The 19,850-nt window shown below is 65.3% G+C and carries 15 protein-coding genes; 13 read left to right on the top strand and 2 right to left on the bottom strand.

The features are described 5' to 3' along the window. Positions 1 to 434 precede the first annotated feature (434 nt). From OS889_RS12205 to OS889_RS12165, 9 genes are all read left to right on the top strand, one after another. Positions 435 to 851: a cupin domain-containing protein gene (locus OS889_RS12205; RefSeq protein ID WP_372390139.1), complete on the top strand. Its 417-nt coding sequence runs from the start codon at positions 435 to 437 to the stop codon at positions 849 to 851. 180 nt (positions 852 to 1,031) lie between these two features. Continuing rightward, positions 1,032 to 1,865 carry a phosphoenolpyruvate hydrolase family protein gene (locus tag OS889_RS12200; RefSeq protein WP_372390138.1) on the top strand — a complete coding sequence of 278 codons (834 nt, stop codon included), beginning with the start codon at positions 1,032 to 1,034 and terminating at the stop codon, positions 1,863 to 1,865. Positions 1,866 to 1,893: 28 nt separating this feature from the next. Beyond that, positions 1,894 to 3,105 (top strand): Tm-1-like ATP-binding domain-containing protein, encoded by a 1,212-nt coding sequence (locus tag OS889_RS12195; protein ID WP_372390137.1) that lies wholly within the window; start codon positions 1,894 to 1,896, stop codon positions 3,103 to 3,105. A 215-nt stretch (positions 3,106 to 3,320) separates the two neighbouring features. Next, entirely contained in the window at positions 3,321 to 4,724 is a 1,404-nt protein-coding gene (locus OS889_RS12190; protein WP_372390136.1) for an ABC transporter substrate-binding protein, read from the top strand. A gap of 186 nt (positions 4,725 to 4,910) precedes the next feature. Next, positions 4,911 to 5,855: a branched-chain amino acid ABC transporter permease gene (locus OS889_RS12185; RefSeq protein ID WP_372390134.1), complete on the top strand. Its 945-nt coding sequence runs from the start codon at positions 4,911 to 4,913 to the stop codon at positions 5,853 to 5,855. Next, a complete protein-coding gene (locus OS889_RS12180; RefSeq protein ID WP_372390133.1) occupies positions 5,852 to 7,045 on the top strand; it encodes a branched-chain amino acid ABC transporter permease in 1,194 nt (397 codons plus the stop codon). Before OS889_RS12185 ends, OS889_RS12180 begins: the two co-directional genes overlap by 4 nt. Continuing rightward, positions 7,045 to 7,803 carry an ABC transporter ATP-binding protein gene (locus OS889_RS12175; protein ID WP_372390132.1) on the top strand — a complete coding sequence of 253 codons (759 nt, stop codon included), beginning with the start codon at positions 7,045 to 7,047 and terminating at the stop codon, positions 7,801 to 7,803. Before OS889_RS12180 ends, OS889_RS12175 begins: the two co-directional genes overlap by 1 nt. After that, positions 7,800 to 8,543 (top strand): ABC transporter ATP-binding protein, encoded by a 744-nt coding sequence (locus tag OS889_RS12170; protein WP_372390131.1) that lies wholly within the window; start codon positions 7,800 to 7,802, stop codon positions 8,541 to 8,543. Before OS889_RS12175 ends, OS889_RS12170 begins: the two co-directional genes overlap by 4 nt. A gap of 166 nt (positions 8,544 to 8,709) precedes the next feature. Next, entirely contained in the window at positions 8,710 to 9,966 is a 1,257-nt protein-coding gene (locus tag OS889_RS12165) for an outer membrane protein assembly factor BamB family protein (protein WP_372390130.1), read from the top strand. A 66-nt stretch (positions 9,967 to 10,032) separates the two neighbouring features. On the opposite strand, the gene OS889_RS12160 is transcribed toward OS889_RS12165, so the two are convergent. Beyond that, a complete protein-coding gene (locus tag OS889_RS12160; protein WP_372390129.1) occupies positions 10,033 to 10,902 on the bottom strand; it encodes a fumarylacetoacetate hydrolase family protein in 870 nt (289 codons plus the stop codon). Between the two features lie 135 nt (positions 10,903 to 11,037). Here OS889_RS12160 and xacF point away from each other — a divergent pair, with 135 nt between their 5' ends. From xacF to gfo6, 3 genes are all read left to right on the top strand, one after another. After that, positions 11,038 to 12,483, top strand: coding sequence for a 2,5-dioxovalerate dehydrogenase (gene xacF, locus OS889_RS12155; RefSeq protein WP_372390128.1), 1,446 nt, complete (start codon positions 11,038 to 11,040; stop codon positions 12,481 to 12,483). A gap of 132 nt (positions 12,484 to 12,615) precedes the next feature. Next, on the top strand, positions 12,616 to 13,857 hold the full coding sequence (locus tag OS889_RS12150; RefSeq protein WP_372390127.1) for a mandelate racemase/muconate lactonizing enzyme family protein: 1,242 nt from the start codon (positions 12,616 to 12,618) through the stop codon (positions 13,855 to 13,857). Positions 13,858 to 13,942: 85 nt separating this feature from the next. Beyond that, positions 13,943 to 15,010, top strand: coding sequence for a D-xylose 1-dehydrogenase Gfo6 (gene gfo6, locus OS889_RS12145; RefSeq protein WP_372390126.1), 1,068 nt, complete (start codon positions 13,943 to 13,945; stop codon positions 15,008 to 15,010). Positions 15,011 to 15,630: 620 nt separating this feature from the next. On the opposite strand, the gene OS889_RS12140 is transcribed toward gfo6, so the two are convergent. Then, the gene (locus OS889_RS12140; RefSeq protein WP_372390125.1) at positions 15,631 to 18,477 is read right to left on the bottom strand and encodes a hybrid sensor histidine kinase/response regulator; all 2,847 of its coding nucleotides are present in this window, start codon (positions 18,475 to 18,477) and stop codon (positions 15,631 to 15,633) included. 240 nt (positions 18,478 to 18,717) lie between these two features. Here OS889_RS12140 and OS889_RS12135 point away from each other — a divergent pair, with 240 nt between their 5' ends. Further along, a complete protein-coding gene (locus OS889_RS12135) occupies positions 18,718 to 19,833 on the top strand; it encodes a hypothetical protein (protein ID WP_372390124.1) in 1,116 nt (371 codons plus the stop codon). Positions 19,834 to 19,850 lie beyond the last annotated feature (17 nt).

Raw genomic sequence — 19,850 nt, 5'->3', positions numbered from 1 at the left:
GCTTACTGTAGCGACTTAAACATTTACCCCCAGATCCAGGAATAATTGGGCAACTGCGGACAACAGGGAGACCGAGACGGAAACAGAGATAGAGACGGACACGGAGACGTCGTTTCATCGGGGTTAACTGAGTGGTGGACCCACACCTGCACGTGGAAGAACGCGACTCGACACCGGAGCACACGCTCTATTCACATAATGAGAACAAAATGCCGAACATTCCTCCCGACGGCCGACATCCATTACAGAACTAACTATGTAATGGATACCGGATTATGTTAACATAAATAATGATATAGCCGATCCAAGTATCAACGATAATGAACTATTCTCATTATGCGAATCGCTCCCGCACCCGACTGTCTGTTCGTGACCGATCGGGCGCCGACGGCGACACAACACTTATTCCGATGACCGCTGTCCGTGTTGATGGTATGACGCGAGATCAGCGCTTTATCGACCCCGACGAGATCGAGCTGCTCGATCTCGACTGGGGATCGATCAAGTGGTTGAGCACGCCCGAGACGACGGGGGCGGAGCACTTCAGCGCCGGGATCGTCGTGCTCGAACCCGGAAAGGGTCACGAGCGGCACACCCATCCCGACAGCGAGGAGATCCTCTTCTTCCTCAACGGCGAGGGCGTCCAGACCATCGCCGACGAGGAGCGGACCGTCTCGCCGGGCGAGATGGTCTACATCCCCGCGGGCGTCGAACACAGCACGATCAACGACTCTTGGGAGCCGATGCGGTTCCTGGCGATGTACGGCCCCCCGGGTCCCGAGGCCGAGATCCGCGAGGCGCCCGAGTGTACGGTGGTCCCTCCGGAGGAGTCGAGCGACGCGGCCGAGTGACGCCGAGAGCGACTCGGCAGATCGGACGAACGACGGAGCCGTCGCGAAATCGCGAAAGCGCGTCCGAGCGCGGAAGCGCGGCGTCGAGGCCGCCCGCGGGCGATCTTCCGCTCGCTGACGCTCTCGCTCACCGTCGCCCCCAATATTAAATATCCAACCCTTGAAAGTAGCCGATGGTCTATGAGATTCACACGCAGTGATTCGCTCGAGCGGCTACGGTCGACTGTGGAAGACGGAGAGCCGATCATCGGCGCCGGCGCCGGAACTGGCATCTCGGCGAAGTTCGCCGAGCGGGGCGGCGTCGACCTCCTGATCATCTACAACTCCGGGCGCTACCGGATGAACGGGCGCGGCTCGCTGGCGGGGATCCTCCCCTACGGCGACGCGAACGAGATCGTCGTCGAGATGGGCAGCGAGGTGCTCCCGGTCGTCGAGGACACCCCTGTACTCGCCGGCGTCAACGGCACCGACCCCTTCCGCGATATGGACGTGTTCATCGAGGACCTCCGCCGCCGCGGCTTCTCCGGCGTCCAGAACTTCCCCACGGTCGGCCTGATCGACGAGGACAGCACCTTCCGGCAGAACATCGAGGAGACGGGGATGGGCTACGACAAGGAGGTCGAGATGATCCGCGAGGCCAGCGACCAGGGGATGTTGACGTGTCCGTACGTGTTCAACGAGGACCAAGCGCGTGCGATGACAGAGGCGGGAGCGGATGTCGTCGTCTCGCACATGGGGCTGACGACCTCCGGCGACATCGGCGCCGAGACGGCGCTCGATCTGGAGACGGCCGCCGAGCGGGTGCAAGCCCACCACGACGCCGCGAAGGCGGTCAACGACGACGTGATGGTCATCTGCCACGGCGGGCCGATCGCCTGGCCGGACGACGCCGAGTACGTGCTCGAACACACCGAGGGCGTCGTCGGGTTCTTCGGCGCTTCCAGCATCGAGCGCCTCCCGACCGAGGAGGCGATCGAGAACCAGGCCCGCGAGTTCAAGGAGATCGACGTATGAGGGACGCGACCCGGTGGTGTGACCCGATATGAGCGTCGTCATCGTGGGAACGCTCGATACGAAAGGCGAAGAGATCGGATTCGCCCGCGACGTCATCGAGGCCCAGGGCCTCGACGTCCACCTCGTCGATACCGGCGTGGTGGGCGACCCCGAGATCGAGCCCGACACCCCCGCGTCGGCGGTCGCCGAGGCGGGCGGACGGGATCTCGAAGCGCTCCGGGAGGCCGGAGACCGCGGCGAGGCCGTCGAAGTGATGGGCGACGGCGCCGCCGAAATCGCGACGCGCCTCCACGACGAGGGGACGCTGGACGCGGTTCTCGGCCTCGGCGGGTCGGGGAACACCTCCATCGCGACGGCGGCGATGCGGGCGCTCCCCGTGGGCGTCCCGAAGTTTATGGTGTCGACGGTCGCCTCCGGCGACACCGAGCCCTACGTCCGGTCCAGCGACATCGCGATGCTGTACTCCGTGGCCGACATTGAGGGGCTCAATCAGCTCTCGCGGACGGTCATCTCGAACGCCGCCCTGGCGGTGGTCGGGATGGTCGCCAACGAGCCCAGCGTCGAGGTGGCGGACAAGCCCACCGTCGGCATCACGATGTTCGGCGTCACGACGCCCTGCGTCCAGACCGCGCGCGAGTGGCTCGAAGAGCGCGGCTACGAGGTCATCGTCTTCCACGCGACCGGTACCGGCGGGCGAGCGATGGAGAACCTCATCGAGGAGGGCGTCATCGACGGCGTCCTCGACGTGACGACGACAGAGTGGGCCGACGAGCTCGTCGGCGGCGTCCTCTCCGCGGGGCCGGACCGGCTCGACGCCGCCGGCGAGCGGGGCATTCCGCAGGTCGTCTCGACCGGCGCGCTGGATATGGTCAACTTCGGGCCGGAGGAGTCGGTCCCCACCGAGTTCGAGGGCCGGAAGTTCCACGTCCACAACCCCCAGGTGACGCTGATGCGGACCACGCCGGCAGAGAACGCCGAACTCGGCCGGATCATCGCCGAGAAACTGAACGCCGCGACGGGGCCGACCGCGCTCGCGCTCCCGCTCGGCGGCGTCTCGATGCTCGACGCGGAGGGCGAGGATTTCCACGACCCGGAGGCCGACGCCGCCCTGTTCGAGGCGCTTCGCGAGAATCTCGACGACGACGTCGAACTGATCGAGGTGGACGCCAACGTCAACGACGAGCCGTTCGCCCGAGCGATGGCCGAACGGCTCCATAAGTATATGCAGGCCGCGGACTGAGCGGGAAGATTCGCCGATTGGGGCTCCGATTTCCGATTGTCGCCCGAACTTCGAGTCCAGAGCACTCCGACCGAGCCGACTTCTGCGCCGGCGCGTCGACCGATCGGTCCCGATCAGCGTACCGACAGCCGCGCCTGATGGGGGATTGACTATTGACGCCACCAAAGATTTAAGTTATGTATGGTGTCATATAGCTGTAGGCTGTGCTAACAATTATGACAGACCAGCGTTCCTCATCAGACCAGTCGCGACGACGGTATTTGAAGAGCATCACCGCCGGCGGCCTCGCCGTCGGCTTGGCGGGCTGCCAGGGCAACGGTGGCGGCGGTGGCAACGGGACCACCGCGGGCAGCGGCGGCGGGACCAGTACCGGAGGCGGCGACGAACTGGTCGGCGAGGAGGACCCGATCGGCAACTGGCCGCCCGAGGGCGATTCGGTCACGATCAGTTTCAACGGACCCGAGTCCGGCGGTCTCGGCCCCGACGGCCAGGACCAGCGCGAGGGCTTCGACCTCATCATCGACCACCTGAACAACGGCGGCGGCCTGGTCGACAACACCGATCTCCTGAGCGGCAACGGCGTCCTCGGCTACGAGGTCGAGTCGACCGCGTACGACACCGCGACGAACGCACAGACCGCCCGCGAGAACGCCCAGCAGATCATCAATCAGGATAACGCCCAGTTCTGGACGGGCGGGATGTCCAGTACGGTCACCATCGCGATGGAGGAGATTGCGGCGGCGAACAACGTGCCGTTCATGGCCGGCAACTCCACGTCGTCCAGCATCAGCGGCGAGAACTGCTCGCGGTACTACTTCCATCCGACCTTCCACGCCGAGATCATCGGGATGATGATGGGCGAGGCCGCGCCGGCGGAGCTCGGCGAGGACCGCTCGCTGTTCCACATCTACATGGACTACTCCTACGGGCAGTCCAACAGCGCCGCGGCCACGAAGTACCTCGTGGACAACGGCCCGTGGGAGCTCGCCGGCGAGGCGCCGATCGCCGAGGACGAGAACGACCACTCCTCGCAGATCTCCGCGCTCCAGGAGTCCGGGGCGGACGTCCTGTACTTCTCGAGCTTCGGCGGATTCGCGGCGAGCGGGCTCCAGCAGATGGTCGACGCCGGTCTCACAGAGGAGATCGACGTGATCATCCCCCACGTCAGCGCGTTCACGCTCAATCCGATGGGGTCGGCCGCCGAGGGCGTCTACGGGGGCGAGCCGTGGAACCCCGGCGCCGGCAACGAGGCGTCGGAGATCTTCGTCCAGGCGTTCGAGGACGAGTACGACGCCACGCCGAATCAGAGCCACCTGCACACCTACGAGAGCGTGCTGGTGTACGCGATGGCGGTCGAACAGGCCGGGACCTTCCACCCGCCGACGGTCATCCGCGAACTGGAGAACTTCGAGTGGAGCCAGGCCTGGGGCGACTCCCAGTTCCGCGAGTGCGACCACCAGGTCGAACGGCCCTACTACTTCGTCCGCGGCGTCGGCGACGACCGCGCCGAGGAACTCGGCATCCGGACGGAAGTGGTCAGGACGACCGAACCGCTGGTCTACGGCTGTAACGAGGCGCCGGCGACGAACTGCGAACTCGGCCCCTACGGGGACGAGTAACCGGAACGTGGTGTGAGTCCGGTCGGTCGCGACTCCTTTGCGTTTGCGACCCGTTTCCGACCGGGGCGTCGTCTACTCCGTGTGACACGCCGAAAAGTACAGTAAGATTCATCAAGGATTAGTGGGGAACGTATTAGCACAAATCGTGATGCATATTACCACAGTACACAGGCGGGGTGCATAGCAATGGTCGTCGCCGAGGTGATCCAGTTCAGCTTCAATGTGCTGTTCCGGGCCTCGATCTACGTCCTGGTGGCGATCGGCCTCTCGATCATCTTCGGGTCCCTCCAGTATGTGAACATGGCGCACGGCGCGCTGTACCTCTTCGGAGCGTATCTCGGGTACGTGATCGCCGGGACGAATCAGTACAGCGACGGGATCCTCGCGGGGATGGGCCAGTTCGGCCTGGACGCCGGCTTCGTCGCGGCACTCGTCGTGGTGCCGATCGTCGTGTTCCTCGCCGGCGTGGTGATGGAGCACTTCCTCGCGAAGCCGTTCTACGATCGGCCCTTGCTGGATCAGTTGCTGGTGACCTTCGGGATCCTGCTCGTATTCCAGGAGGTGGTCGGGGAGATCTTCGGCAAGTCGTCGCTCCTGTACCCGCGACCGGACTGGCTCCTGGGCGCCTTCGAGCTGCCGGGCATCGGCGTCCCGCCGGGGTTCGAGTCGGTGTCGACCGTGCGGGTCATCGCCGTCCTCCTCACGCTCGTACTGATCGGCGTGATCGTCGCGTTCTACCGGTACACGAACTACGGGCTCGCCGTGCGTGCGGGCACCGAGGACACCGAGATGACCCGACTCCTCGGGATCCGCGTGGACCGGCCGTTCCTCCTGATCTTCGCGATCGGCGCGGCCTACGCCGGGATCGGCGGCCTGCTCGGCGGCTTCCAGTTCGGGTTCAGCTACCAGTCCGGCGTCGAGATCATCATCCCGGCGCTCGTCATCGTGATTATGGGCGGCGTCGGGAGCCTCCGGGGGACGATCCTCGCGTCGCTGTTGGCGGGACTGAGCGTTGCAGTCGTCGGCGTGTTCGTTCCGAGTATGTCCACTGCAAGCATCTACGTGCTCGCGATCATCGTGCTCGCGTTCCGACCGAACGGGCTCTTCGAAAGTGAGGCGATCGCCCAATGAACCGCGAAGACCTCAGACGGCGCATCGGCGTCGACGGGCGGCTGCTCAGCGTGGAGACCTGGGACCAGATCAAACACACAGAGCGGTTCATCGGCGGCGCCGCGGTCGTGTTCGTCCTCACCTTCTCGTGGACGATATCGAGCGCGCCGGTGATCTCCGATTTCGTCCAGGGGTATCATCGCCTCGCGCTGAGTATGATGGCGTGGATGCTGCTGGGGCTTTCGTTCAATTTCCTGCTGGGCCAGACCGGGCTGCTCTCCTTCGGCCACGCGATGTTCTGGGGCGGCTCGGGGTACGCGGCGGCGCTGTTTGCCCTCCACGTCAGCGGCTCGCCGCTGTTGATCCTGGTCGTCGGGGTCCTCTTTTCGGTGGTGCTCGCCTTCCTCTCGGCGCTGGTGTTGCTCCGCCTGCACGGCGTCTACTTCGCGATCGTCACGCTGGCGATCGCCCAGACGCTCTACCGACTCGTCAGGGAGCCGCTCGAACCGATCACAAAGGGGATAAACGGGCTCCGACCGAGCTTCGATCCCCTCCTCGGCGTCTTCGCGCTCGGCGAGTACCGGGGCCCGCTGGAGTTCCTCGGCAGCGGGATGTACGTCTTCCTCGGCATCTTCTTCGTCGCCACCATCGTCCTGATCACGAGGGTCAGGAAGTCGCCGTACGGCCTGATCTTCAAGGCGGTGCAGGAAAACGAGACCCGCGCGCGGTTCGTGGGGCTCGACGTCTGGCGGTACAAGTACGCCGCGTTTATGCTGTCGGCCTTCATCGGCGGGCTGGCCGGGACGCTGTTCTTTATGGTCACCGGCCCCGGGCTGATGAGCGGCTCTGTCGTCCCCGAGCGGATGCTGTGGACGAACAGCGGGAACCTCGTCGTGATGGTGGTCCTCGGCGGACTCGGCACGCTCGCGGGCCCGCTCGTCGGGGTGTTCCTCTTCCAGTGGATGGGCTCTGTCCTCAACGGGCTCGGGTGGGTCATCCCCGGCCTCTCGATCCTCGGGCCGATCGGCCAGTACTGGCAGATGCTCGTGGCCCTGGCGTTCACCGCCGTCGTCTGGACCTACCCCGAGGGCGTCTGGGGGATGATCACGGACGCCACCGCGGCCCTCCGCGAGCCGCAGACCATCCCGGAGAAGCTGAAACGGAAGACGCCGGGACTGCGGTCGGACGCCGAACAGGGGGACGACCGGTGATGTCGCTCCTCGAAACCCGGGGCCTCACCAAGACCTTCGGCGGCCTGCGCGCGCTCAGCGACGTCAATCTCTCGGTCGAACAGGGCGAACTCGTCTCGCTCATCGGGCCCAACGGGGCGGGCAAGTCGACGCTGATCAACGTCATCACCGGCCGGCTCCGCCCGAGCGACGGCGACATCCGCTACGACGGACAGGACATCGTCGGGATGGATCCCCACGAGATCGCCCAGCTCGGCGTCGGCCGGACGTTCCAGACGGCCTCGATCTTCCCGGAGCGGACGGTCCGCGAGAACGTCGAGATCGCGGCCCACGCGGTCGAGGAGGGCTCCTTCAGCGTGAACTTCTTCCGGCGACGGGACTACTTCGACGACGTCATCGAGCGAACCGACACCGTCCTCGAGACGATCGAACTCGAAGACGAGCAGGAACTGGAGGCCAAGTCGCTCCCGTACGGCGACAAGCGGCGCCTTGAGGTGGCGATCGGCCTCGCGACGGGACCGGACCTGATGTTTATGGACGAGCCCACCGCGGGGATGTCCCCCACGGAGACCGAGATGACGGTCGAACTGATCGAGCAGCTCCGCGAGGAGTGGGGAATGACGATCTGCCTCGTCGAGCACGACATGGACGTGATCTTCGGGGTCTCCGACCGGATCTTCGTCCTCAACGAGGGCGAGCTCATCGCCGACGGCACGCCCAGCGAGATCAGGGAGAACGAGACCGTCCGCGAGGCCTACCTCGGGAGTGATGTGGTATGAGCCTGCTCGAACTGGACGGCGTCCACGCCTACTACGGCGAGAGCCACATCCTCCGCGGCGTCTCGATGACGATCGACGAGGGCGAGATCGTCACGCTCCTCGGTCGGAACGGCGCGGGGAAGACGACCACGGTCCGGAGCATCGTCGGGGCCGAGCCGCCGGAGGTGCGGGGCGGCGCGGTGCGGTTCGACGGCCAGGACATCACCGACTGGGAGGAAGACGACGTCGTGATGGGCGGGATCGGCGTCGTCCCCGAAGAGCGGCGCGTCTTCACCCACCTGACGGTCGAGGAGAACCTCAAGCTCTCGAAGATCACGACCGGGTGGTGGAACACGGTCCGGAGGCGGGCGCGCGGCGACGGCGAGAGCACGATGGACCAGGCGGAGCTCTACGAGCTGTTCCCGCGGCTCGAAGAGCGGCGCGACCAGGAGGCCGGCACGCTCTCGGGCGGCGAACAGCAGATGCTCTCGATCGCGCGCACGCTGCGGCTCCCGGATCTGGACCTGCTGTTGCTCGACGAACCGACCGAGGGCCTCGCGCCCCAGATCGTCGAGTCGGTGGTCTCCTCGATAGACGAGATCGCCGACCGCGGGCTGACCGTGATGATCATCGAACAGAACGTCCGCCAGGCGCTGAAGCTCGCAGACCGCGGCTACGTCCTCGACCAGGGCCGCATCGTCCACGAGGGCTCGGTCGCCGAACTCAGAGACGAGGACCTCGATCAGTACCTCGTCGTCTGATAGTGATCGCTCTCGTCTTACCACCGAACGCCACCCGCCGGTGACGGCGTTCGGCGGTAAACAGAGAGTACTCATATGGGCGGAGGCTCGGCGCCGACTCCCACTCGCGTTCGCACCCCGGACGTGCCACAGGATTATTACGCGTACCTCCGAAGTACGTCGATGTATGTGGACAGACCGACGCGGATTCCTCTCGGCCATATCGACCGCGGCCGTCGGGCTCGCTGCTGGCTGTGCCGCTCCCCGGACCGGGCGCTCGGGATCGCACCCCGTCACCGACGCGGTGACGGAGTGGCCGTCGTTCCGCGGACACGAGCACAACACGGGGTACGCCCGCGGCGTGTCGCCGACGAGTTCGGACCCGTCGACCGAGTGGACTTTCGACGCCGGCGGGGCCTTCTGGGGCAGTCCGATCGTCGCCGACGGCACGGTGTTCGTCGGCTGTACCGACGCGAACCTCTACGCGCTCGACGCCGCGACCGGCGAGGAGCGGTGGTCGTACGCGACCGGCGGGCGCATCGAGGCGACGCCGGCGTACGCCGACGGGACCGTCTACGTCGGCTCCTACGACACGGGCCTGTACGCGGTCGACGCCGAGAGCGGCGAGGAGCGGTGGACCCGCGAACTCGGCGGGCTGATCCGCGGCAGCCCGACGGTCGTCGACGGGACGGTCTACCTCGGCGTCGGCTGTCACAATCTGGCCTGCGCCTGGTACGCCGAGGAGGCCGACGTCTCCGAGAACGGCTGGGTGTACGCGCTCGATGCGGCCACGGGCGACACGCGCTGGGAACGCCCCGTCGGGGACGAGGTCGTGAGCACGCCCGCCGTCGACGACGGGACGGTCTACATCGGCGCCTCCGACGAGACGCTGTACGCGCTCGACTCGGAGACGGGCGAGGTCGCCTGGATGTACGAGGCGTCGGATATGATCTGGTCCAGCCCGGCGCTCGCGTACGGGACGGTCTTCGTCGCGGACTGGGACGGGAACGTCCACGCCGTCGACGCCGACAGCGGCGAGCGGGTCTGGCTGGCCGAGCCCTTCTCGCAGTACATCTCCGGGTCGGTCGCCGTCGATCGGGACGGCGTCTACGTCGGGGACACGCCGTACAACTCCCTCGACGACCCGACGACGTACTACGCGGAGATGTACAAGTTCGACCGCCGGACCGGCGAGGAACGCTGGCGGTTCGAGACCACGGCGCTGGAGATCGGCAGCAGTCCGGTCGTCTCCGACGGCCGCCTGTACTTCGGCACGCACAGCCAGACCGAAGGCGAGGGCGTCGGCGTCCAGGCGCTCACCACGGACGGCGAGGCGGAGTGGTTCATGGAGATCGGCGGCCGCGGCGTCGGGGCCAGCCCGGCGCTGATCGACGGGACGCTGTACTTCGGCGGCACCGACGGTCGGATGTACGCCCTCGAGTAGTACCCGTCCGCGACTCGACGCTCTCGCCGCCGACAGTTCGCGCCGCGGCCCAGCGGCGCGGACGCCTCAGACGACGGTGACCGGGTTGGTGATCGAGCCGATCCCCTCGATGCCGATGTCGATCCGGTCTCCCTCCCGGAGCGTGAAGCCCTCCGAGGGGACGAGCGAGGTGCCGGTCAACAGGACCGACAGTTCCGGGACGGCATTGTGGTCGACGTAGCACTCGACGAGCTCCTCCAGCGACCGGACCATCCCGCCGGTGTTCGTCGACTCCTCGAACAGGCGGTCGCCGTCGCGTTCGATCGTCATCCACATTTCCAGGTCCTGGGGATCCTCCAGCGACGCGGCCGAACGGACGCACGGGCCGATCGAACAGCACCTGTCGTAGACCTTCGCCTGCGGGAGGTACAGCGGATTCCGGCCCTCGATGGAGCGGCTGCTCATATCGTTGCCGATCGTGAAGCCGACGATCTCGCCCCGGTGGAGCACGACGCCCAGTTCCGGCTCGGGGACGTCCCAGTCGGAGTCGCGGCGGATCCCGACGGCCTCTCCGGGACCGACGAGTCGGCTCGGCGTCGCCTTGAAGAACACCTCCGGGCGGTCGGCCTCGTAGACGTCGACGTAGATCTGCTCCATCGCGCTCTCCTCGCGGCGCGCCTCCTCGCTGATCCGGTAGGTCACGCCGGCCGCCCACACCTCGCTGGGGACCAGCGGCCGCCGGACCGAGCCCTCGATCGCCGCCTCGTCGATGCGGGGCGCGTCGGCGACGATCCCGCTCGCGATCTCGTCGGCGTTCAGGTCGGCGATGGCGGCGGCCCGGACGAGGTCGCGGTACGTCGCGACGTCGGCGTTGGCCGCCGTCAGGTCGTAGAGCCCGTCCGGCGTCCTGACGGCGAGCCGCGACTCGTCGGCGTCGCCGAGCTGGTAGTATCGCATAGCCGAACAAGTCATTCGCGGTATTTATGCTTTGGTGGGGTGGTGGCCGAATCCGACACGGGTGGCGGCGATCCTCGTCCGCGCGACCCCCGATCGACCGTAAGAATCGTATGCCTGTCCGTTGATAGCGTATATGTGACAAAGACGTATCATAACTACGTGGACGGGGAGTGGGTCGGATCGACCACCGGCGAGACGTTCGAGACGACGAACCCCGCGGCGCCCGACGAGGTCGTCGCGGAGTACCCGGCCGCCGGCGACGAGGACGCCGAGCGGGCGATCCGGGCGGCGAACGAGGCGGCATCGGCGTGGGCGGCGACGCCCGGCCCCGAGCGCGGGGCGATACTGCGACGAGCCGCGGGCATCCTCGACGACCGTTCGGAAGAACTGACAGAGCGGCTGACCGCCGAGGAGGGGAAGACCCACGCCGAGGCCGGCGGAGAGGTCCAGCGCGCCGTCGACATCTTCTATTACTTCGCCGAGCAGGCCCGCGACCTCGCGGGCGAGCGCAAGGCCGCCAGCGGCCCGGACACCAACCTCTACACCCGAGAGGAGCCGGTCGGCGTCGCGGCGCTCATCACGCCGTGGAACTACCCGATCGCGATTCCCGCCTGGAAACTGGCGCCCGCGCTGGCGGCCGGGACGACCGCGGTCCTGAAGCCGGCGTCGCTCGCGCCCGGCCCCGCGGTGGAGCTCTTCGAGGCGCTCGACGAGGCGGGCCTCCCCGACGGGGTCGCGAACGTCGTCACCGCGAGCGGATCGACGGGCTCGTACATGGTCGCCCACGAGGACGTGGACGCGGTGTCGTTCACCGGCTCGACGGCCGTCGGCACGCAGGTCTACGAGACGGCCGTCGACCGCGGCGCGCGAGCGCAGTGCGAGATGGGCGGGAAGAATCCGACGGTGGTCGCCGCGGACGCCGACCCCGCGGCCGCCGCCGAGATCGTCGCCGCCGGCGGCTTCGGGGTCACCGGGCAGGCCTGCACCGCCTGTTCGCGCGCGATCGTCCACGAGGACGTCCACGACGAGTTCGTCTCCGAGCTCGTCGCGGCCGCCGAGCCGATCGAGATCGGCCCCGGCGACGAGTACGATATGGGCCCGCAGGTGAGCGAGACGGAGTTGGAGGGGACCCTCGACTACGTCGACGTCGCAGCGGACGACGGCGCGACCCTGGCCACGGGCGGCGGGCGACCCGCGGGAGACCGCTTCGGCGACGGCTACTTCGTCGAGCCGACGGTGTTCACGGACGTCGACCGCGACGACCGAATCGCACAGGAGGAGGTGTTCGGCCCCGTCGTCGCCGTCATCGAGGTCGGCGACTTCGAGGAGGCCGTCGCCGTCGCCAACGACTCCGACTACGGGCTCTCCGCGAGCGTCGTGACGGACGACCACACGACGGCCAATCGGTTCATAGACGAGGTCGAAGCCGGCGTCGCCAAGGTGAACGAGAAGACGACCGGACTGGAGCTCCACGTCCCCTTCGGCGGCGTGAAGGACTCCTCGACGGAGACTTGGCGCGAACAGGGACGGCGGGGACTTGACTTCTACACGCTCACCAAGACCGTCTACGACAACTTCTGAGGTCGCCGCTGTCCTGCGGTCCTTCCCCCTCTTCATCTCCAATTCGGTCGCCGTCGCCTCCGCCATCTTCGGAGATCGGGCACACCGCACCGATGGAAACTATGATGTAACAGACTCGTTAACGGTGTTCATATGGTCGACTACCGACAGCTCCGCGATCCGAACGCCGAGTACACGATGCGGGACCTGTCCGCCGAGACGATGGGCGTGACGAACGCCCGCGGGGGCGGTCGCGACGTCGAGATCACCGACGTGCAGACGACCGTCGTCGACGGCAACTACCCGTGGATCCTCGTGCGGGTGTACACCGACGCGGGGGTCGTGGGCACCGGCGAGGCGTACTGGGGCGGCGGCGACGCCGAGATCATCGATCGGATGACGCCGTTCGTCGTCGGGGAGAACCCCCTCGACATCGACCGCCTCTACGAGCACCTGATCCAGAAGATGTCCGGGGAGGGCTCCATCTCCGGGAAGGTGGTCTCGGCCATCTCCGGGATCGAGATCGCCCTCCACGACGTCGCGGGGAAGATCCTCGAGGTGCCCGCCTACCAGCTCGTCGGCGGGAAGTACCGCGACGAGGTCCGCATCTACTGCGACCTCCACACCGAGAACGAGGCCGACCCCGAGGCGTGCGCCGCCGAGGCCGAGCGCGTGGTCGACGAGCTGGGGTACGACGCCATCAAGTTCGACCTCGACGTGCCCTCGGGCCACGAGAAGGACCGCGCGAACCGCCACCTTCGCGGCCCGGAGATCGACCACAAGGTCGAGATCGTCGAGGCCGTCACCGAGGCCGTCGGCGACCGCGCGGACGTGGCGTTCGACTGCCACTGGTCCTTCTCGGCCGGATCGGCAAAACGCCTCTTGGCCGCCGTCGAGGAGTACGACGTCTGGTGGGTCGAGGATCCGATCCCGCCGGAGAACCACGACGTGCAACGCGAGGTCACGCAGTCGGCGCCGCAGACGCCCGTCACCGTCGGCGAGAACGTCTACCGGACGCACGGCCAGCGGCAACTCATCACCGACCAGGCGGTGGACATCCTCGCGCCCGACCTGCCGCGGGTCGGCGGGATGCGCGAGACGCGGAAGATCGCCGATCTGGCGGCGCAGTTCTACATCCCCATCGCGATGCACAACGTCTCCTCGCCCGTCGGGACGATGGCGAGCGCCCACGTCGCGGCGGCCATCCCGAACTCGCTGGCCGTCGAGTACCACTCGTACGAACTCGGCTGGTGGGAGGACCTCGTCGAGGAGGACGGCCTCATCGAGGAGGGCCGTATGACGATCCCCGAGGAGCCGGGACTGGGGCTGACGCTGGATCTCGACGCCGTCGCGGAGCATATGGTCGAGGGCGAGACGCTGTTCGCAGAGGCGTAGCCTCCGCAGGCAGAGCCCGCTACCAATCCGAATCTCCGAACCCCGGAGAAATACTTACCTCGGTCGGTGTCGCTACGCACGAACGATGCTGCCGCTGACTGATTTCGACAGGCGGGACTGGCAGACCACGACCGGCGGGACCGTCCGGTTCGCTCTCGTCGGACTCGGCTGGTGGACGACCGACGTTGCGATCCCGGCCGTCGCGGACGCCGACCTGTGTGAGGCGTCGGTACTAGTGAGCGGCTCGCGCCACAAGGCGCGACGCGTCGCCGACCGCCACGACGTCCCCCACGCGATCACATACGAGGCGTTCCACGAGGGGGAAGCGAGCGACGCCTACGACGCGGTGTACGTCTGCACGCCGAACGTCCACCACCTCGAATACGCCGAGACGGCGGCCGAGTTCGGGAAGGCCGTCCTCTGCGAGAAGCCGATGGAGGCCACCGTCGAGCGCGCCGAACGGATGGTCGAGGCCTGCGAACGGGCGGACGTGCCGCTTATGATCGCCTATCGGATGCACACGGACCCGGCGGTCCGACGGGCGCGCGAACTGCTCGGGGACGGATTCATCGGCGATCCGGTGTCCGTCTACGGGAACCACACCCAGCCGCTGTTGGAGATGATCGCCGACCCGGACCAGTGGCGGCTCGACCCCGACCGGACGGGCTACGGGACGTCCGTGATGGACCTGGGAATCTACTCGATCAACACCACCCGATTCCTCCTGGGGCGGGATCCGGTCGCGGTCCGCGCGCGGATGACTTCGACCGACGAGGCGTTCGCGGACGTGCCGGACGAACGGTCCTCGGCGACCTTCCGGTTCGAGGACGACCTCCATATGGTGACCACGTCGAGCCAGCACGCCCAGAACGACACGCACCTGAAGCTCACCGGTACGGAGGGACAGATCGAACTCCATCCCGCGTTCCAGGGGACGTGTACGCTCCGCCTCTCGCGCGGGGAGCTACGCGCTACCGTGGAACACGACGACGCGGGCGCCGAGCGGGAAATGCGTGAGGAGTTCGACTACTTCGCCGATCGGATCCTCTCCGGAGCGGAGATCTACGCCGACGGGCGGCACGGACTGACTGATATGAGAATTCTCGCTGCGATGTACGAGTCCGCCGAGCGGGACGAACGGATTGAACTGTGAGTCGTGACACACGTGTAGTTGATAACAGTGCAGTTCTTTTAGTCGGAGCCTTTTCCAGCCGAACACTGGTGCAGTATAATTCTTCGATGAATCTACTCAAGACAGACCTCAATAGTGGAGATCGCAAGTGATCTTGAAATTTGGACACTGAAAGTCGCTTATGCGTGGAGACGAAGTCGAAACACTATATTTTAGATAATAATATCATAGTTCTAACTAAAATTTAATTTTATTTAATATTTCACGTTAGTTAGATCCTTAGCTTGTGTGCCGTTGATGATGAAATTTCGCTGTTGCTGCCTAATTAAGGAAATAATCGGCTGATAATTTTCGATTTTAGACTGCGTGATGACTGAATAGTAATATAAAATAGAATAAAAAATTTATGTTATTATATGAAATAAATCAATTTGGGTTTGTTTCTTGCGTATTCTCGTGTGGCCATCGAATACTGATCGATATTGTTCGTTTGAACACTATCTCAGTCAGGGAGTAGATTTGATATTCGTTCTTGTGAACACTCCCGAGTCGGAGTGATAGCCGCTCGGCGTAACAAATCTTCATACCCAATCGATACGGCAGGCTTGGATATCTTCCGGAGCCGACTGCCGGACCCTCCGTCACTCTGTCGTAGAGGCTCCCTCGACGCCCGTGATTTCGATCCGAGCCCCGCCAGCCGCGCTCTCGGTGAGCTCGATCTCCCAGCCGTGTGCGTCGGCGATCTGATGGACGATATTCAGCCCGAACCCAGTTCCCCGATCGGCGGTCGAGTACCCGATCTCGAACACCCTCTCGCAGATGTCCTCGGGGATTCCGGTCCCGGTATCCGCGACGTAGAACCCATCAGACAGCGATCCGACCGTCACCGCGATGTCCTCGTCGTTGTGCTCGATCGCGTTCCGGTAGAGGTTTTCGAGGAGTTGTTGCAGGAGGGTCCGATCGGCGCGGACCGTTTGGTCGGTCCGGGCCGTGAGGGTCGCGTCTCCGGTCTGTATACTACGGAAGCACGTCCGGGCGAATTCGCTCAGATCGACGGGCTCGATTTCGCCCACTTGCTCGTCGCTTCGGACGAACGCCAGCAGGTCGTCGATCAGCGTCTGGCTCCGATCGAGGGCCTCCGCGGCCTTGTCGAGGCGGCCGTTGTGGGACTCTTCCATCGCCAGCTCCAGGTGGCCCTGTGCGACGTTCAGCGGATTGCGAAGGTCGTGAGAGATGATTTTGGCGAGCCGCTCCAATCGCTCGTTCTGGTTTTCGAGCGCGGCCTCTCGGCGCCGTCGATCGGTGATGTTCTGGGTGATGAAGAACCCACCTCGGACTCCCGGTTCGGTATCGCGAATCGGTACCGTGCGGAGCTCGAAGGTCTGGTCTTCGAAGCGCAGTTCGGTCACCTCGTGTTCCCCGTCGAGCGTCGCCTCCATCACCGATTCGAGCGTCTCGATGACGGCCGGCGGATAGGCCTCGACCTCGTAGATCGTGTTGCCCTCCAGATCCGCCGGGACGATGTCGACCGCATCGAAGCCGGCCCCGGCGACGTGCCGGTACCGCAGGTCCTCGTCGAAGTAATGCACGCCGCCGTTCGGGAAGTTCTCCGCCAGCGCTCGGAATCGGGCCTCGGTCCGTTCGAGCTTCCGTTCGCGCTCTTTGCGCGCGGTGACGTCTTGGACGGCGCCGCGGAGGGCGACGACCGACCCGCCCTCGACGACCGGCTCGCCCTTGATCTGCAGCCACCTGACCTCGCCGTCCGGGCGTCGGAACCGGGCGTCGACGTCGAACGGCTCGCCCCGCCTTTGTGCCGTCTCGATGGCGTCTTCGACACGGGAGCGGTCCGCTTCCAGGTACACGTCTAACGCCTCCTCCAGCGGCGGTTCGTCTTCGTACGCGACGCCTAAGATCTCGAAGAGGTGATCGGTCCAGAAGACGTCTTCCGCCTCGGGATCGATCTCCCAGCCGCCGACGTCCGCGATCTGCTCGGTGTGATCGAGGAGCGCCCGCGTCTGTTCGAGCTCGCGAGATTGCTCCCGACGCTCGGTGATTTCCTGGAAGTAGAACGCCAGACCGCCGTCTCCCTCGGGATAGACCTGGACGTCGAACCACCCGTCGAGCCCCGGGAAGTACTCGACGAGCGAGTCGGACTCGCGGGTCTCCATCACCGTCCGGAACACGTCTTCGAACCGCGTATCGATCGCCTCGGAGAACACCGTCCAGAAGTCCTCTCCGAGGAGGTCGTCTGCTTCCATCCCGTACAGTTCCTCGGCCTGGTCGTTGACCAGCCTGAACCTCCAGTCGGCGTCGACCTCGACGATGGCGTCTGTCACCCGGTCGATGATCTGTCGTCGCTTACGTGCCTGCTCCTTGCGATCCGTGATCTCGCGCCCCTCGGGGACGAGAAGCGTCACCTCCCCGCGGTCGTCGAAGACGGGTCGGATCGAGAAGTCGATCAGCGCGTCCTCCTCCGAGCCTCGCACCCGGATCTCGTCGCGGAAGAACTCACCCGTGCGGGCTGTGGTCACCCCCTCGCGGACCGTCGCTTTCGCTTCTTCGCTCGCGTCGACCCAGGCGGTCTCCCAGAGCGGCTTGCCGAGGACGTCGGCCCGGTCCGCCCCGACGAAGGAGAGGGCCGTCTCGTTCGCCTCGACCACCGTGCCGTCGGGCTCCAGCAGCCCGATGAAGGTGTAGGTGTTGTTGAACACCGCCTCGAACCGTCGCTCGCGCTCCTTGCGATCGGAGATGTCACGGACGACCGCCAGCACTCGGTTTTGCCCGTGGAGTTGCGTCAGCGTGAGGTGGACTTCGACCCAGAAGCACTCGCCCTCCTTCGTGACGTTGCACCACTCGAAGGTCTGCGGTTCCTCGTCGGCCGCTTCCTCGACCAGCCGGCGCGCCCGCTCCAGCGTGTAGGGTTCTTCGTCGAGGTGGATCGCTTCGAATCCGGCGTCCATCAGCTCCGCCCGATCGTATCCGAACATCTCGGCGAACTGTGCGTTCATATCGGTGAACGACCCGTCTTCGGGGTCGTGGACGACGATCCCGTCGGGCGTCTTCTCGAAGATCTCCCGGTAGTTCGTCTTGGCGTAGCGGTGTTCGATCGCGTCGCGGATTCGCTTCGCCAGCAGTTGGTACTGATCTGTCCCGCTTTCCTTCTGGAGATAGTCGGTGACGCCCGCCGAGATGGCGTCGCTGGCGACCTCCTCGCTCCCCTTGCCGGTAAACAGGATGAACGGCAGATCGGGGTGTTCCGCACGGACCTCCTCCAAGAATTCGATGCCGTTCCGGCCGGGCATATCGTAGTCGGAGACGACGCAGTCGAAGTCCCCTCCCGCGAGGCGGTCGACCCCCTCCGCCGCGCTCGTCGCGGTCTCGATCTCGAACCGCTCGTCTTCGCGCTCCAGAAACGTCGCAGCCAGGTCCGCAAAGTCCGGCTCGTCGTCGACGTGGAGCACGCGGACCGGCTCAGTTGTGGTTCGCATTGTCTCTCATCCGGTTGGTACCGATTCAACCGGGTGTATGAAAAGCCCGATGCACCGCGCGGATCTCCAGTCGATGTCTGAGTTTGATAGGACCGCAACGCGTCGCCATTGTTGCTGTTGTAATCGGGAAGCTAGGCTATCGATTATGTCCGATACGTACGACCGTCGAAATGACACCCCCGGTGGCTCGGGCTAGTCCGTCGACCAAAGAGCTATCAAAAGTCGTGTCAATTATTCAGTGTGACCCGCGGACATCTGTTCGTGTTATTCGTATTTTTCGTGGTCTCACTCGTCGCACTGTCCGGAGGTGTGGTTGCGGACGAAAACACAACAGCAGACTATACAATCGAAGCCACGACTAGTATCGATACGCCACAGCGAACGCTCACCATCATCGGCCGCGATTTCAACGTCTCGTCCCTCGGTCGCGTCAAGACGGGTTCTGTGATCCGCGCGAGCGTGGCACGCCCCGGGAACGGCGATTTCCGTATCCTCTTATACAGCTACGACGGCGAGCGGATTACGACGGTCGAAGGCAACGAAAACGGGACGTACACACTCGACGGGACGGACTCTCTGGATTCAGGTACGTATCTCCTGGCACTCTCTATTGATAGAAGCTTCGAGAAGGTCCAGCCGGTCGTCGTCTCAGGCTATGACTTTTCGGTCGACGCGCCCGCCGACGCGTCGCCCGAGGAATCCGTCTCGGTGGATGTTCAGCTAACTGGCGACGCTCCGCTCCCGACTTACATCGAACTCGTCGTGATGAACGATTCGATGCACCGATACACGATGGCCCACCTCGTCGATACACGGGAATATACGGTACTCGTCGGCGACCTCCAGCCGGGAGAGTATCGGCTCTACGCCAGCGCCCACAACGACAGTCAGATCGCCGGTGCCAGCTCCGTGCAGACGCTGACGATCGCTGAATCGGAGAGCGAGTCGACGCCGACGCCCACCACCACCAGCGACGAACCAACCACGGCGAGGACCCCCGGGCAGTCCGGAGGATTGGCCGGCCAGTCGCCAGCGACACCATCGGGCGGGGGAGTGACCCCGAGCGTGGAATCTCCAGCTGTTTCGCCGGCTGCGACCCAGTCTCCCGTGACTCCATCGCGGACGCAGCGCTCTCCGGCACTGACGACTCCGAAGCCCACTCAACGGACCTCCGATCCCGTGGATGCCTCTGGAGGTGCCGCTGATCCGAACCCAACGGTCGACACCCAGTCCATAGCATCGACTACTGACGGATCGTCCCGTCTGTCGGGGACGCCCGTAGCTACGCCGGGCTTTACTGCCGTTACGACGCTCCTCGGGATTGCTGTCCTGCTTTTCACCGGTCTGCGTGACTGACGAGGCTCGGGGGCGTG

Origin of the sequence: Halobellus sp. MBLA0158, from assembly GCF_041477585.1 — an archaeon.
GTDB classification, from domain to species: Archaea; Halobacteriota; Halobacteria; order Halobacteriales; family Haloferacaceae; genus Haloquadratum; species Haloquadratum rubicundus.
Note: the sequence above shows the minus strand (reverse complement) of the source record. Positions and strands in the feature narration are given on the sequence as shown.